The organism is Cupriavidus sp. H19C3, assembly GCF_049393815.1.
GTDB lineage: Bacteria > Pseudomonadota > Gammaproteobacteria > Burkholderiales > Burkholderiaceae > Cupriavidus.
This window is the reverse complement of sequence record NZ_CP184986.1, coordinates 782,843-798,054: the sequence shown is the minus strand read 5'-3', so window position 1 is coordinate 798,054 and position 15,212 is coordinate 782,843. Positions and strand designations below refer to the sequence as shown.

At 67.5% G+C, this 15,212-nt stretch carries 16 protein-coding genes; 5 read left to right on the top strand and 11 right to left on the bottom strand.

What is annotated here, in order from left to right; translation table 11 throughout:
* Positions 1-61: 61 nt before the first annotated feature.
* Positions 62-271, top strand: a complete 210-nt coding sequence (locus DFLDMN_RS23065) for a DUF2188 domain-containing protein (RefSeq protein ID WP_423200195.1) — start codon at positions 62-64, stop codon at positions 269-271.
* Between the two features lie 475 nt (positions 272-746).
* Here DFLDMN_RS23065 and DFLDMN_RS23060 read toward each other — a convergent pair whose 3' ends face one another.
* Together DFLDMN_RS23060 and DFLDMN_RS23055 are read right to left on the bottom strand one after the other, a co-directional pair.
* Positions 747-1,007: a BON domain-containing protein gene (locus tag DFLDMN_RS23060; protein ID WP_423200194.1), complete on the bottom strand. Its 261-nt coding sequence runs from the start codon at positions 1,005-1,007 to the stop codon at positions 747-749.
* A gap of 152 nt (positions 1,008-1,159) precedes the next feature.
* Positions 1,160-3,130 (bottom strand): BON domain-containing protein, encoded by a 1,971-nt coding sequence (locus DFLDMN_RS23055; RefSeq protein WP_423200193.1) that lies wholly within the window; start codon positions 3,128-3,130, stop codon positions 1,160-1,162.
* A 378-nt stretch (positions 3,131-3,508) separates the two neighbouring features.
* Between DFLDMN_RS23055 and DFLDMN_RS23050 the strand changes: the two genes are divergently transcribed.
* From DFLDMN_RS23050 to DFLDMN_RS23040, 3 genes are all read left to right on the top strand, one after another.
* Entirely contained in the window at positions 3,509-3,856 is a 348-nt protein-coding gene (locus tag DFLDMN_RS23050) for a hypothetical protein (protein ID WP_423200192.1), read from the top strand.
* 191 nt (positions 3,857-4,047) lie between these two features.
* Positions 4,048-4,497 (top strand): host attachment protein, encoded by a 450-nt coding sequence (locus DFLDMN_RS23045; protein ID WP_423200191.1) that lies wholly within the window; start codon positions 4,048-4,050, stop codon positions 4,495-4,497.
* An 87-nt stretch (positions 4,498-4,584) separates the two neighbouring features.
* Entirely contained in the window at positions 4,585-5,097 is a 513-nt protein-coding gene (locus DFLDMN_RS23040; protein ID WP_423200190.1) for a hypothetical protein, read from the top strand.
* 153 nt (positions 5,098-5,250) lie between these two features.
* Here DFLDMN_RS23040 and DFLDMN_RS23035 read toward each other — a convergent pair whose 3' ends face one another.
* Together DFLDMN_RS23035 and DFLDMN_RS23030 are read right to left on the bottom strand one after the other, a co-directional pair.
* Positions 5,251-5,856, bottom strand: coding sequence for a diguanylate cyclase (locus DFLDMN_RS23035; RefSeq protein ID WP_423200189.1), 606 nt, complete (start codon positions 5,854-5,856; stop codon positions 5,251-5,253).
* Between the two features lie 11 nt (positions 5,857-5,867).
* Complete coding sequence (locus DFLDMN_RS23030) at positions 5,868-6,419, bottom strand: malto-oligosyltrehalose synthase (protein ID WP_423200188.1); 552 nt, start codon at positions 6,417-6,419, stop codon at positions 5,868-5,870.
* A 443-nt stretch (positions 6,420-6,862) separates the two neighbouring features.
* On the opposite strand from DFLDMN_RS23030, the gene DFLDMN_RS23025 reads away from it, so the two are divergent.
* Positions 6,863-7,171 (top strand): hypothetical protein, encoded by a 309-nt coding sequence (locus tag DFLDMN_RS23025; RefSeq protein WP_423200187.1) that lies wholly within the window; start codon positions 6,863-6,865, stop codon positions 7,169-7,171.
* Between the two features lie 188 nt (positions 7,172-7,359).
* On the opposite strand, the gene DFLDMN_RS23020 is transcribed toward DFLDMN_RS23025, so the two are convergent.
* From DFLDMN_RS23020 to DFLDMN_RS22990, 7 genes are all read right to left on the bottom strand, one after another.
* On the bottom strand, positions 7,360-8,232 hold the full coding sequence (locus DFLDMN_RS23020; protein WP_423200186.1) for a BON domain-containing protein: 873 nt from the start codon (positions 8,230-8,232) through the stop codon (positions 7,360-7,362).
* Between the two features lie 314 nt (positions 8,233-8,546).
* Entirely contained in the window at positions 8,547-9,911 is a 1,365-nt protein-coding gene (locus tag DFLDMN_RS23015; RefSeq protein WP_423200546.1) for an MFS transporter, read from the bottom strand.
* A gap of 324 nt (positions 9,912-10,235) precedes the next feature.
* Complete coding sequence (locus DFLDMN_RS23010; RefSeq protein WP_423200185.1) at positions 10,236-11,162, bottom strand: LysR substrate-binding domain-containing protein; 927 nt, start codon at positions 11,160-11,162, stop codon at positions 10,236-10,238.
* Positions 11,163-11,281: 119 nt separating this feature from the next.
* The gene (locus DFLDMN_RS23005) at positions 11,282-11,728 is read right to left on the bottom strand and encodes a short-chain fatty acid transporter (protein WP_423200184.1); all 447 of its coding nucleotides are present in this window, start codon (positions 11,726-11,728) and stop codon (positions 11,282-11,284) included.
* Between the two features lie 89 nt (positions 11,729-11,817).
* On the bottom strand, positions 11,818-12,333 hold the full coding sequence (locus tag DFLDMN_RS23000; RefSeq protein ID WP_423200183.1) for a winged helix-turn-helix transcriptional regulator: 516 nt from the start codon (positions 12,331-12,333) through the stop codon (positions 11,818-11,820).
* A 72-nt stretch (positions 12,334-12,405) separates the two neighbouring features.
* On the bottom strand, positions 12,406-14,052 hold the full coding sequence (locus DFLDMN_RS22995; protein ID WP_423200182.1) for a DHA2 family efflux MFS transporter permease subunit: 1,647 nt from the start codon (positions 14,050-14,052) through the stop codon (positions 12,406-12,408).
* Positions 14,049-15,146: an HlyD family secretion protein gene (locus DFLDMN_RS22990; RefSeq protein WP_423200181.1), complete on the bottom strand. Its 1,098-nt coding sequence runs from the start codon at positions 15,144-15,146 to the stop codon at positions 14,049-14,051. The genes DFLDMN_RS22995 and DFLDMN_RS22990 overlap by 4 nt, the downstream gene beginning before the upstream one ends.
* Positions 15,147-15,212: the final 66 nt, after the last annotated feature.

Sequence of the window (15,212 nt, the reverse complement as noted above, 5' to 3'; positions counted from 1 at the left end):
CACCGGCCCGTCCGGTTGCCTAAAAATCCTGTATGGACCCGATGCCCCAGGAGTAGATTTCATGGCGAGGAATTTTCAGATCGTGTTCAATGACGGCTATTGGGATCTCCGCGTGGACGGCGTGCCACGTGCCATTAGCCGCCATAAATCGCGGGACGAAGCCATTCGCGTCGGCACAGCCGCCGCGCAACGGCTCGAAGTGGCGTTGACGGTCGAGGCCGAAGACGACGGTGACGGACAAGCACGAACGTCGGCGCTGGCGCCGGCGTGACCGTTGCCGGGCAACCGACCGCAGCGAGGCCGCACCACCACCGTACGAAGATCGCGCGAACGGCTGCGCGCGCATTGCCTTGATGGCGCCGGCGGTATGACAAACTTCATGTTGGCCCATGTCCTCCCGGACATGGGCTTTTTTTCGTCAAGGCCTTTCCCTGGTCCCGCCCCTGGTCCCGACCCTGGTCCCGACGTTCGTCAGGACGCCTCCTTGTCGCCGGCGGGTGCATCCGGCTCGCGTGCATCGCCACGTCCTGGTTCGCCCTGACCGTTGCCGGCCGCCGCCCCATCGTCACGGCGCTCGGCATACGCCTTGCCGTCCGCGGGTTGACCCGCGGCATTCTTCTGTAGTTCGTCATGCGCGCGACGACGGTCACGATTCCGCCGACGGCGGGTTCCGGCATATGCAAATGGCATGCTTCCTCCTTGGCAAACGTGTTGCGGTTATTGTCGGCGCGCCATGCGCGCCGCCTTCAGCGCATACCGGTGCGGTCCGGCGCCACGCGAATGCGGTTCTCCACGCCTTGTACCCCCGGCACCCGCTCGATGGAGTCCGCGATCGCGCGCCGGGCGGCGCGCGAGCCGACCGCACCGTCGAGCGTGACATGCGCTTCGCGCACGGCAAGCGAGACTTCGCTGACGTCCATGCCGCTACGCCACAGGCGCTCGCAGAGCAGGTCCTGCAGCGAGGGATCGGACAGGATGCGGGTAGCGGGAAGGGATGCGGTAGGCATGGTGGTGTCGGAGAATCCGTGAGGGTCGGGAATCCAGGGTTCGGCGGGGCCGGTGTGATACCGGCCCCGCCCGCTCATCCAGGCGCCGGGTGTCGCTCGCTTGTGGCGCCAGCTTGAGTGACTGCGATGTCGCGCGCCGATGATCACCCGCCTCAGGTCGCCGAGCGCGTCGGCGTGGTGGTGCCCTGGTGCGGATCGGTGCCGGCAGCTGGCTTGTCACCGCTCTTGCCAGCCTCCATGCCGGCGCCGTAGCTGCTGGCCGTGGTACCGGTGGCACTACCCGAACTGCTGAGGCCGCTGACACGCTGTTGCAAGGATTCACCCGACGCTTCGTTCGAGGACTGGCGCGCAGATTCCCGTTGCACGCGCAACTGGTTCTGCACGTCCTTGACGCCGAACACATCCTCGGCAATATCCTCGATGCGGAATTTTTGCTGGCGGTCCTGCACGGTGCCGCTCAGCGTGACCACACCGCTTGCCACGCTGACCTCGACATCGCGCACGTTGAGGCGTCCGCTGTGCGTCAGACGTTCGCACAGGTCCTCGCGAATGCGCTCGTCGGAGCGTTGATAGCCCTTCGGCGCCACGCGCTGGGCGCGTGCCGCGGCCGAGCCGCCCGCGCCACCGTAGCCGCGGTTCAGGCCGCTGCGCTCGTTGGCGCCGGTGAACTGCTCGTAGGCGCGGTCGTCATCGCGGCCGCCACCCATGCCACCGCCCCAACCCCCACGGGCGTCGCCGCGCATGTCGCGCTCGTAGTCGAACACGCCGTAGCTGCCGGTGTAATGCGTCCGCATATCGGGATTGTGCATATCACCGCGCGACATGCCGGACTCGCCCGTCGTATGCCACGGCGCCTCGTCACGCGCGCGCTCCTGCCAGGCTTCAGCACGCCCGGCCCGGTTGCCCTGGCCGACACGGCGTTCCCAGCCACCCTGGCGGCTGCCGGGCTGGTCCCACATGCTGTCGCGCCCGCCTTCGTCCCAACGGCCCTGGCCCCATTCGTCGCGCAGGCTGCCTTGCTGGCTGCTCCACTCGCTGCCACGATTGGCGTGTCCATAGCCCTGGCGCGACTGGCCGTAGCTGGAGCCGCGCCCGCTGCCATAGCGGTCGTCACGTCCCCCTTCATACCCGCCGCGATAGCCTTCCTGCCCACTGCGCTCATAGCGCTCATAGCCCTCATAGCCGCCATAGCCGCCCTCCGGTCGGCCCTGGTACCCACCGCGGTTGCCGCCCTGATCGCTACCCGGATAGCCGCCCGGATAGCCGCCCGGATGGCCGCCCGGATAGCCGCGCTGATCGTCCTGATAGCGCCCCAGATAGCGCCCCTGATAGCCGCTCCGCTCGCCGCGCTGGTAGCCTCCCTGTCCGCCACCCTGATGCCAGTCGCCCCACCGCTCGCGTTCCGCGCCCTGGCGTCCCTGGCCCTGCCCGCTGCCGTAGCGGGACTCGCTGGCGCGCCAGTCGCCACGATTGCGTCCGCCCCGGCCTTCGTCATACTGCCCGTAGCGGCCTTCCCCATAGCCCTGGCCGGATCCGCCCTGAGCGCCGCCGCGTTCCGCGCCGTATCCCTGCGCGAAACGCTCGCCATACCGGCTCTCATACCGGCTCTCGCTGCTGGCTTCGCCGGCGCGGTTGCCGCCGTAGCGCTGACGTTCCATCTGCACGCGATCGCCCCCGTAGCCGGGGTCGGTGCCATAGGGCTGCGCCATCTCGCTGCCGTGGCGCGACAACTCGTCCTCGTAGCGGCTGGTTGATGCGCTGCCGCTGTCGTTGCCGATGCCTTGCATGCCGCTGCCGCTCATGCCACCGCTCATGGCGCCACCGCTGGTGCTGGCACCGCCGATGCCGCCCTGCTGGCTGCCTTGCCAGTCGCTGCCGCCACCCTGCTGCTGGGCCGCCGCGCCCTGCCAGTCGTTGCCGCTGCCAGGCTGCCGGTGTGCGAGCCAGCCGCTGCTGTCGGCCTGCTGCTGGCGTTGCCAGTGGTTGCCCCCCTGCTGCTGCCAGCCTTCGCGACGTGAGCCTCGCTGGTCGTCTGCGCCCTGATGGTCCGCGCCCTGATGGTCCGAATAGCGGTCGTCGTCGCGGTCGCTGCCGTAACCGCCCCTGCTGCCGTTCTGGTTCATGTGAGTCTCCGGTTGCCTGTGGTTGCCGCTGGCCCGATGCGCCGCGCCGGACCCGGCATGCGAATGCGCAAGTACGTCGTGCAAGCGTCGGAGGACGCAAGTTCCATACCCCCGGACAGGCGCGGAAGCGTGGCGTCTCACGGGCAGCCACCGGCCCGCTTTTTTACATGGGCCGTATAAATCCTGCATGGACACCGCGCCGGGTGGCCGCAGGCACGCACGCAGGCACGCGGACCCCCAGGAGCGCCGCCACGGAGACACGTAGTCGGCGTCCTACAGGCGATTCAGGCATCGCCCTCATGAGACCTGAACGGGGAGCACATATCGTGGAATCACTGCCACTTCGAAAATTTGCCGACTCACTTGGAGACTGCCATCATGAAACGCAAGCTAGCCTCTACCGCCATCGCCCTGAGCGCACTGTTGTGCCTGCCGGCCATTGCCCAGCAAGCGCCGGTCACCCCGACCGCGCCCAACCCGAGCAATCCGCCGATCGAAGGCCCCAACGCCAATCGCGGCCAGACTTCCGGCACCATGGGCGCCGGCAGCAGCATGAACTCGGGCACCATGAGCCACGACTCGACCATGCAGCAGGACAAGACGCACAAGAAGAGCGGCTCGCGCGCCAAGAAGCCGCGCGAGCAGAATGCGCCGGCGCTGCCGACCGCCGATGCGCCGTCGGGCCCCAAGGGCGATTCGCCGGATCCGGCCCCCAAGAATCGCTGAGGGCACTGAAGTCGCCCGAGGTGCACGAGGTCAACCAGGTCGCCGACGCACGCATGCGTGCGTCGGCCCCCCGGCCCAGCGCCCGTCGCCCGCTCCATGCGGGCGATTTTTTTTGGGTGCGGTCCGGCATTCGGCACACGAATTGCTCGTGTCTGCCTGCTGCCGGATGTCCGGCACTCGATGGAGTGACCATGAAGACCACCTGGATCCTCGTCGCGGACGAGGCCATCGCCCGCATTCTCGTGTATGGAAAGTCCCGCCGACTTGAACCGGTGGAAGAAATTACCGATCCCGACGCCCACGCCGATAACGCCGAAATGCGCCGCGATGCTTACGGCCGGCGCGCGGCCGGTGGCACTTCGGGCCACGCCCCGGCCAGCGTGACCGCATCGGCCGGCGAAGATCCGTTGCACCAGCATGCCGAGGTGTTTGCGCGCCATGTGGCCGAGGTCATCGCCCAGGCGCAGCAGCACGGGCGCTTCGATAGCCTGATGGTGGTGGCGCCGCCGCGCTTTTTGGGGCTGTTGCGCAAGGCCTTTGCCAAGCCCGTGAGCGAGGCGATCCAGTTCGAACTCGACAAGGATTTCGTGCATTTCACCAACGAGGACATTCAGGAACGTCTTGGCACCAATCTGCGATAAATAAGAAATCGCATGCGCACCTCATCTTTTCGCCTGTTTTGGCCGTTGCGTCACCTACAGTAGAAGTACGGGAACACGGAGACTTCCATGGAAGCACTGACCACCTCGCTGGCCAGACTTAGCCGTCACGCCCAGGCGTGCGCGGAATCGTTGTCCGCCGCCGCCGCCGCCGCGGCCGATCCGCAAGTGCGCGCGGTCCTTGCGCATCGCGCCAATATGCAGCGCTGCGCTGCCGGCGAACTCGGGAGCCGCGCATGCCGGGGCGCCGAACATGCTGGCGGCAAGGCCAGCGCGAGCACCGCGCCAGCTTCGATGCCCTCGTCCGCCGAACACCGGCGCCGCGATCCGGGCCTGACGCCTCCCGCGGACGCCAGCGAGCTGGCCTTGCTGCGCCACGCCGCCCAGCAGGCCGCGCGCGCCGCGGCAGCGCTGGGTGCGATCCTGCGCGAGCCGTTGGCCGATCCGGAGCTGCGGCTGCTGCTGGCGCACTACTATCGCGGCGCGACCGAATTGCAGCGCATGCTCGAAGCCCGGGTGGCCGAGTCCATGCCCGTGCGTCAGCCACGCGCCGGCATGCAACGCGGCATGAGCGCACACTGAGCGGTTGGACAACTGAACGAGTCGATGTTCCGCTGACCCACCGGTCCCTACCGGACCGCGCGCGTTTCCGTTTCTCCGTTCCTGCGCTCCTCGATGCGCCGCCCTGGTATTGCATGCGCCCTGGCGGTTCGCTCCCCTGATCTCATGTGCCCGCTAGGTACCCGTGCGAACCCGCGCATCGCCGGTCCGGGTCTGACCCGTGCGACGGCGCGTACGCAGGCAGCGCACCAGCTCTTCGCCATACGGCAACACGCCGAACACCGCCGCCCCCGCCAGCACCGCCACCTGCGCGATACCCGGCAGCGGTTCGCGCTTGACCTCCAGCCTGAAGCGCGCTGCCTCGGGCCCCACGCCAAACAGTGACAGGAACGGGTCCCAGTACGCCATCGCCAGCAGCGCGATTGCCGTCAGCGGCAATACTTCCAGCAGGCTGTGCATATGCTGCTCGAGCGGCGCGATCTCGCGGCGCGTGCTCGCATACTGCACGTCGACCCATGCCGTCACCGCATGAATCACCAGAATCGCGAGCATGACCGCAAACAGCGCCGCGTTGACTTCGAAAAACAGCACCAGCAGCAGCGGCAGGCCAATTTCCGCGAGCATCATGGCATGCAGCGCCGATTCGAGCGGGCCCGCGTTGCACTCGATATGGGCACGCCGGTGACACCACCAGTCGCCCACGCCGGCGGCGAGCCACAGCGGCACCAGCACAAGCAGCAGGATCAGGCGGACGGGCTCCATCGTCGACAATGCACTCATACGTAAATCCTTCACGTGTGGGACGGAACCGGCGCGCCGATATTGCGCAGCCGCGCCTGCAACGGCGCGGTGAGTTCCCGGTGCGGAGCATAGGGACGAATCACCAGCGCCACATAATCGTCGTCGGTGGGCGCCACCACCAGGTACACCAGGCCCGACATCACGAGCGCGACCTGGTCGAGCTGCGCGGCAATCCGTGCCGCGATAAAGCGTTGCAACAGCGCCGCATCGGCGCTTTCGTCGAGGGCGCGCGCCGTCATCGAGATGGTGGCGAGGCAATGCTCGACCGCGCGGCAGACCACCACCACCTCGCTGAGCGCATGCCCGCCCTCGGCCGCGCGCACCAGCACCGAAACGCCGTCGCTGGTGGACGCGCGGTGCCAGCCAGGCTTGATGCGGAAATCGGGAAGCGTCAGGCCCGAGCCGTCCCGATGGGCCACCGCATTGAACTGGTGAGCGAAATCGCGCGGACTGATCGACAGCAGCTGTTTTGCCACCGGCGTGGAGGAAACGGCGACCGACGAGGCCAGACTCAATGTGACCAGGATGCTGGATAGGTTCATCGTTTGCTCCGATACCGGCGCGCCGGCCTGCCCTGGACCATCGCCCTGGTCCATCGCCATGCGCGCGCGGCGATGCCGTAACGCGCTGAGCACGGCATTGGCACGCACTCAGCACGCACTCAGCAATTGCCGTTCCAGCTCCCACCCAGGCGGCTGCCGGGCGGCTGTCCTGCGGCAATCCGATGACCTGCTCCCGCCACGCCGCCGCCATGCCGATGGCGCGATATCGCCGGTCTCGATGTCGAACGCGTGTCCGGACCGCCGTTTCGATGATAGGCCTCGCCTCGCATAAGTGAAAACCCGCAGGCGTGAACGATGGCGACATCCGGCCGTGGGACATGCGGCCGCGGTGATAGCGCGGGGCGCGCGTGGCACGCAATTTGCCGCATTCGCTTCCGGGACCTGTTTATTAGCATTCCATTGTCGTCACCAAGGAGCCGATCATGACCAAGACCACCCGTCATGCCACGCCAGCCGACCAGACTGGCAAGAGCGATCCCGAAAGCATTCCCAGCACGCTCGATCCCAACCTCGACCCCGATGCCACCGACCTCGAACGCGAGCTCGCCGAGCACGAGCGCGAGGAACACGATCCTGTGGAGCAGGACAACCCGGAAGAGGAGATCTATGGCGACGTCCAGCGCGCGGCCGAGAGCCTGCCCGCCGACGTCCCCGTGGACCGGGCCGACCAGACCGACAAGCGCATGGAGAATCCGCCGGCGCGCGTCGATATCGAGCGCGACGCGGGCTAAAGGCGGTCAGCGAAGGACCGGCGGTAAGCGAAGCACCGGCGGTAAGCGAAGAACGGCGCAGCGGCGGCCGTGGTCAGGCCACCGCCGACGCGCCATGCTTGCCGCAAGTGCCGGCCGCAAACGGGTCGCAGGAAGCCGCAAGCGCGGCGCAAGAGCGCCGCAACAGGGCTCGCGGCACGCGACCCCGCTTACTCGGAAGCCAGGATGCCGTACGGACGTACATGCAGGCGGTTGATGACGTCGTTGACCCCAAAGGTGTCGTCGGCAACGTCCTCGATCTCGTACTTCATGCGACGGTTCTCGACCGTGCCTTCGAGCGTGACCACGCCGGACAGCACCGTGACCGTTACTTCGCTCACGTCGAGGTGATCGCAGTGCGCGAGGCGCTCGCAAACCTCTTCGCGCAGCCGTTCGTCGCTGCGCACATAATTCTTCGGTCCCATGCGCCGCTGCGGGCTGCCGGCGCGGATGCCGGTCGGTGAGCCGGTCGATACGCCTGTCTGGGCACCGATCTGCGTGCCCATCGCCGGGTGATAGGCTGGGCTGCGGCGGCCGCCATAGCCCTCACCATAGCCCTCACCATAACCCTCACCATAGCGCCCATGGTGGCGCTCACCCAACCGGTCGCCAGACCGGTCGCCAAACCGGCCACCGTAGCGGTCTCCGGGCTGGCCGCCATATCCGCCCGAGGACGATGTGCCAGCGCCGCGCGGCATCTCGTGCGACGAGCGCGACCCGGCGTGATAGCCATCTTCATAGCCGTTGCTATAGGCACTGACGTAACCCGGCGCATGCGGCGATTCCTGCTGCCGATAGTCGCTCTCGCGGCGGCCGGGATAGTAAACCGTGGCGTGACGGCCATCGTCGCGCCGGTCATTGCGCCACGTCGGGCCCTCGGCCTCGTACGGCGCACGCTCCTGGGTATTGCCATAGCGCCCGCCGGAGAGGTCGCGCCGGCGCCATTCGCGCTCGCCACCGGGTACGTTGCCATACCCTTCCTCATAACCGCCGTATTGATGCTCGGCGCGGCGCCGCCGGCCGTAATCGTCGAATCGGTTCATGGCCTTGCTCCTCCTGTACGTGGATGAACAACGTCCTTACCGGCAAGTTTCATACCGGTATGCAAGGCGCCACGAGCAGGACAAGCGGGGGTCGGGCGAAGGGCCACGCGGGGCCCCGGAGAAGACGACCAGGGGACGGCCAGAGGACGACCAGAAGACGACCGGAAGACGACCGGAAGACGAGGAGCGGGTCAAGCGAGGCGCAAGAGAGCAGCTCATGAGGGCGGCACACGGGCCGCCCGGTGCGTGCAGTTTCTACATGGTATGCGCGTTTTGGCGCACTGCCCGCAGTCACTTGCTGCGTCGGTCCGCCCCTACTTGCTGGCCGTCTGCATGGCGCCGCCACCCTCGTCGGGCGAAATCAGCCGCAGTCCGCTCGCGATCGCCGCCGCGCCGGCAAAGGCGGCGCCGAGGCCCAGCGCCAGGGTCGGGCCATGTTCGCCGGCCAGCCCGAAGGACAGCGCCACCAGCCCGGCACCGGTCGCCTGCCCCAGCAACCGCGCCGTGGCGATCACCCCACTGGCGCCGCCGGCGCGTTCACGCGGCGCACTCGACATCAACGCCTTGAGATTGGGCGACTGGAAGAAGCCGAAGCCCGCGCCGCAGATCGACATGCGGATACCGATATCGAGCACGCTCGCGTCCGCCGGCATCAGCGCGAGCGACGCCATGCCAGCCGACAGTACAGCCAGGCCGACACCGCCAAGCAGGCCCGGCGGATAGCGGTCGGACATGCGGCCCGCGATCGGGCCCATCAGGGCCACCACGGCAGACCACGGCGTCATCAGAAAGCCGGTCTCGACCGGATTGCGGCCAAGCACGTGCTCGAAGTAAAACGGCAGCGAGACGAACGCCAGCCCCTGCGCCGCGAACGAGCAGATCGCCGTGACCGTCGACAGCGCAAACATGCGGCGGCGGAACAGGTCGACCGGCAGCATCGGGGCTGGATGTCCGCGCTCGCGGCGCAGCAGCAGCGTCAGCGCAATCACGAACACCAGGGCGGCGATCACCACGTGCTCGGTCGGCGCGCGCTGGACGCCCTCGCCGAGCGCAAAGATCAGCGACGCAAACGTGATCACGTTGAGCACGGCCGCCACCGGATCGAAGCCATGGCCACTGCGCGGCGTCTGCGGCAATGCGTTCCAGGCAATCGTCAGCGCCAGCAGGCCGATCGGCAGGTTCACCGCGAACAGCCACTGCCACGGCCCGAACGAGAGAATGATGGAAGCCACGGTCGGACCCACCGCGAACGAGACCCCCACGATCAACGCATTGAGCCCGAGCCCGCGACCCATGCGATGCGGTGGAAAGATGGCGCCGATCAGCGCCGCATTGACGCTCATGATGGCGGCCGCGCCGATCCCCTGCAGCGCGCGCGCCGCGGCTAGCGACGGCAGCGACCAGGCCATCGCACACACCACCGACGACAGGATGAACACCACCAGTCCCGCCATGTAGACACGCCGATGGCCCAGCTTGCCGCCGAGCGCCGCGAATGGCAGCAGCGTGGCCACCATCGCCAACTGATACGCATTGATGATCCACACCGATGCCGCGGGCGTGGCATGCAGGTCCGCCGCAATGGCCGGCAACGCGGTATTGGCGATGGCCGTATCCAGCGTCGCCAGCGATACCGCGATCATGATGGCCGCCATGCCGCGCTTTTCGCGCGCGGTCATCGGACGGTCTTCAGCGGGAGCGGCGTGGCCCGCCGCTGAGGCCAGGGTGGCACGCGGTGCGGTGGGCGGTGGGTCGTGCGGTGGGTCGGACAGCGTGGGATCGGAGGGCGCGGGATCGGAGGGCGCGGTTTGGGGCTTCTGCACGATAGGGTACCGGAGAGGGGCGATGGGGGCTCTGGAGCCGGCGATCGGGAACAGCCGGAAAATCCGTTGTCGAATCAACGATTGCCAGACCCGAACGATACGACAAAACGTCGCGCCTTGCAGAACGGCCCATTGGGTGGCCACCGCGAGCCGCCGATGGCCTCCCTGGAAGGGCGCCGGTCAACCAGCCTCGGGGATATCAGGCAATGCGGTGTCGCCGGCTTTTGTCGCGAACTCGCGCGTAACCCAGTCCAAAAACACGCGTACGCGCGGTGACAGCTGGCGACTGCGCGGATACAGCAACGACACCGGCAGCGCCGGCGGCTGCCATTGCGGCAGCAGTTCCACCAGCGTGCCCTGGGCCAGATCCTCGGCCAGCCGATAGCGCGGAACCTGGATGATGCCGAGCCCGAGCCGGCACGCGGTGGCAAAGCTGTCTGAACCGCTCATCGACACCTGTGCCGGCAGCACGACGTTGCGTACCACCCCGTCCTGCACGAATTCGAGCGGTAGCAGCCCTCCGGTCAGGCTCGAGCGGAAGCCGATCATGCGATGGCCGGCTAGTTCCTCCAGCGTGCGTGGCAAGCCGTACTGCGCCACGTAGGCGGCCGAAGCACAAGTCACCTGCCCCAGCCGCGCCACCCGGCGCGCCACCATGTCGCTGTCCTGCGGCTCACCCACGCGCAGCACGCAGTCGAAGCCCTCGCGCACCAGGTCGACCAGGCGGTCGCCTTCGCTGATCTGCAGTTCGAGCTCGGGGTATCTGGCCAGGAAGACCGGCAGCGCCGGCATCAGGAAATGCCGCGCAAGCTGTCCATGGACATCGACGCGCAACACGCCCTTGGGCTGGGCGCCGGCAAAGCTCGACTCGGCTTCCTCGAAATCGGCCAGCAACCGCCGGCAGCGCTGGAAATAGGCTTCCCCGTCGAGAGTCGGGCTGACATGGCGCGTAGTCCGCTGCAACAGCCGGACGCCCACGCGGGCCTCCAGCTGCTTGACCGCGTCGGTCACGGAGGAGCGCGGCAGGTCGAGGTCCTGCGCGGCAGCGGTAAAGCTGCGGCGCTCCACGATGCGGACGAAGACCCGCATGGTGTCGATACGATCCATGGTGAACGCGAGCGCGGATTATCCGGCCCGATGAATGGCGACGCCCGAATATGCCTGTTTATCTGGCCGAGCGAAAGATGCGCAGACGGACTGCCACGGCACCGTGCACCGCGCGCACGTCAATAACGCATTTGCACGTCGTCCACGCGATGGGTGCGCGTGTTGTACAGGCACGTATAGCGGAACGACATGGCCTGGTCGCTTGAATCGGGTTCGAACGTGCCTTCGCCATTGATGCCGGTCTGTGTGGTCGACTGCTGGTACACGCGCTCGCGGTCCGGCATCAGCATGACGCTGCCGGGTTGCGGGTAGCGCGTCTTGACCGCATTGGCGACCACCTTCTCGCAGGCATTGGCGGCGGCTTCCATGGTGGCCCGGCTGATGCCGCCGTAGGCGCCGGGCTGGGTGATGGTTGTCCCTGGCGCACCCGCAGGTGGCAAGGACGAGGGTGGCAAAGACGAGGGCGCGCCCGGCGCAGGCGGCAGCCGTTGCGCGGGAGGCGGTGGTGTCGTCGTGCAGGCAGCCAGCGCGAACGCCGCGGCCAGGATCGAAAGGTGGCGAGACATCGGGTCGTTTCCAGGATCGGACGGACTATCCAACCCTTGGACTCTATGTCAGGAATGCCTTTCGAGCAACCTGGAAACGGCCGTTTGCATCACATCCGCGGGCTTCCCCCATCCTCCATATGCGAGGCGGCCGACGCCAGCCGCGCCCGGGTCCGCTCGCTCGCGGCCGGACCCGGCGCCACCACATGGCGGCCCGCCTGCAACTGCTCGCCACTCGCCGCATCGACCAGGATCGGGTCGACCGGCTTGCCGGTGGCACGGTCCACCAGCTGCACGCTGACACCTTCCGGCGCGAAATACCGGTTGCCCCAGGCCAGCATGGCCAGCAGCACCGGGCGGAAATCGCGGCCGCATTGCGTCAGCACATACTCGTAGCGCGGCGGCCGCTGCGAGTACTGCCGCTTCTCCAGCAGTCCCTCTTCCACCAGCGCGTTGAGGCGGCGCGTCAGCATGTTCGGCGCGATATCGAGGTTGCGCTGGAACTCGTCGAAGCGGGTGGTGCCGTAGAACGCGTCGCGCAGGATCAGGATGCTCCACCATTCGCCCACGCGCTCAAGGCTGCGGGCGATGGGACACTGCATGTTCCGGAAGGTCTTGCGTTGCATGATTTGCGCTCCCGCGCGCGGACGTTGGCCGCGCGTGCCAGAAAAAATAATTCCCCCGATGATACCTGCCAGTCAATGGGCATCGGCCGACGGCGTTTTCGGCGGCGCCACACGTTTCATCAAGGGCACGACCGCAAGTGCCGCCACAAAGCACAGCATGATCACAAAGAACGCATCGCTGAAGGTCTGCGTCAACGCCTCGCGCAAGGTCAGCGCCGCCAGTTGCCGCAGCGCCGCCGCATGCGCGGCGACCGCATCGTAGCCCGCCGCGAGAAAATGGCGCGTCACGCCATCGACCAGCGTCTCCATCGCTTCGTTGGTACTGTTCAGATGCTCCGCCAGCCGGAAGTAATGGAGGTTGGTGCGATCGTTGATCACAGTCGCGCAGGCCGCGATGCCGATCGCGCCCCCAAGGTTGCGCATCAGGTTGAACAGGCCGGAGGCAAGCTTGAGCCGCTCGGGCGGAATGCTGCCAAGCGTCAGCGTCACGATCGGGGCGACGGCGAACTGCTGCGCCATGCCGCGCAGCGCCTGCGGCAGTATCAACTCGCGCCAGCCCCACTCGTGCGTGATCGGCGTGAAGAACCACATCGACAGCCCGAACAGGCCGAGCCCGACCACCAGCAGAATGCGCAGGTCGACCCGGTTGCCCAGGTAGGTATAGAACGGAATCGACGCCACCTGGAACAGCCCGGTGGAAAAGATCGCCAGCCCGATCTCCAGTGCGCTGAAGCCCCGCACGCGGCCGAGAAACAGCGGCGTCAGGTAGATCGTGGCAAAAATGCCGATGCCGGTGACAAACGACAACAGGCAGCCGATGGCGAAGGTGCGATCCTTGAGCGCGCGCAGGTCGACCACGGGCTGGGCATAGGTGAGCGTACGCGCGATAAACGCCACCCCCGCCAGGCCGGCCAGCCACGCGGTGGCCAGGATGGTGTCGTCGCCGAACCAGTCCCAGCGCGGCCCCTCCTCCAGCGTGTATTCGAGGCAACCGAGAAATATCGCGAGCAGGACCATGCCCAGATAGTCGGCGCCCCGCAGCAGCTTGAGATTCGGCTTGTCGATCTTGACGAACAGCGGCACCGCCACGGTGACGAAGATGCCCGGCAGCAGGTTGATGAAGAACAGCCAGTGCCACGAATAATTGTCGGTGATCCAGCCGCCGATGGTCGGTCCCAGCGTCGGCGCGAGCGAGGACAGGCCCCCCACGGTGGCAGCGGCGATCACGCGCTGCGGCCCGGCGAAGAAGACGAATGCGGTGGTGAACACCATCGGGATCATCGAGCCGCCAAGAAAGCCCTGCAGCGCGCGAAACGCGATCATGCTCTGGATATTCCAGGCCAGACCGCACAACATCGAGGCGACGGTAAAGCCCGCGGCCGACGCCGCGAACAGCCAGCGCGTCGACATCACGCGCGCGAGCCAGCCGGAGAGCGGGATCACCACGATCTCGGCAATCAGGTATGCGGTCTGGACCCACACCGTTTCGTCGGTGCCGGCGGACAGGCCGCCGCCGATATCGCGCAGCGACGCCGACACGATCTGGATATCGAGCAGCGCGATGAACATGCCTACGCACATGGTGGCAAAGGCAAAAATCTTGGCGCCGGTCGACAGTCCGCTGACGGCCCCCGCGCCCTGCAGCGGTGCCAGCGGCGGCGGCACCGCGGACGCGGGGGCAGCGGTAGCGACGTCGGCGGTGGCCGTGGCCGCGCTCATGACTTCACCTTGGTATCGACCTCGGCGGTCACCGACAGGCCCGGGCGCAGCAGTCCCAGGCGCGCGTCGGCATCGTCGAGCAACACCCGCACCGGCACACGCTGCACGATCTTGGTGAAGTTGCCGGTGGCGTTTTCGGGCGGCAGTACGCTGAACTGGGCCCCCGTGGCGGGTGCCAGACTGCCCAGGCGACCGTGGAACACGCGGCCCGGCAGCACGTCCGCGACGATGGCCACGCGCATGCCGGGCTGCATGCGGGCAAGCTGGCTTTCCTTGAAATTGGCGTCGATCCACAGGCCGTTGGCCGGCACCACCGACATCAGTTGCGCGCCGCTGGCCGCGTAGGCCCCCACGCGCGCGCGCCGGTTACCGACGGTGCCGTCCACGGGCGCGCGCACTTCCGTATAGCCAACGTTGAGCCGGGCCAGATCGCGCTCGGCGATCGCCTGCGCGAGCGCCGCCTGCGCCTGCAACTTCTGCGTGCCGATCACGTCGAGCTGCCGTTGCGCCGCGGTCAGCGCAGCCTGGGCCTTCTGCCCGTTGGCGAGCGATTGCCTGAAGTCCGCCTCGGCTTTCTCGGAACTCTGCGTCGACACCGCCTGCTTGAGCACCAGGCTCGCATAGCGGCGCTGGTCGTCGCGCGCGCGCACGGTCTCCGCATCGGTGGCGGCCACGCCCGCCCGCGCCTGCGCGATCACCGCCTCCTGCAGACGCTGGGTGGCGTCGAGGTTGGCCAGCAGCGCCTGCTGCGCGGCCACCGCGCCTTCGGCACGGGCCAGCACGGCGCGATAGTCGCGATCGTCGATGCGCGCGAGCAGGTCGCCGGCATGGACCGCCTGATTGTCGGTGACCGCCACTTCGGTGAGATAGCCGGACACCTTCGAGCCAATCACGGTGACGTCGCCGCCCACATAGGCATCGTCGGTCTCCTCGACATAGCGCCCGGTGGTCCACCAATGCGCGCCGAACGCCAGCAACCCGGCGCCCACCACCACAATGGCCGCCGCAATGGCAAGCCGGCGGGTATTCCGACCGGGTTGGGTCACGGACACGGCGTCTGGATGCGCGCGCTCGGCGGCAGTACTGGTGCTCATGGGAAAAATCCTTGTGGGCGTGGCCTGGGGCCGGAACGGAAGGGATGCGGAAAATTACGTTGCTAT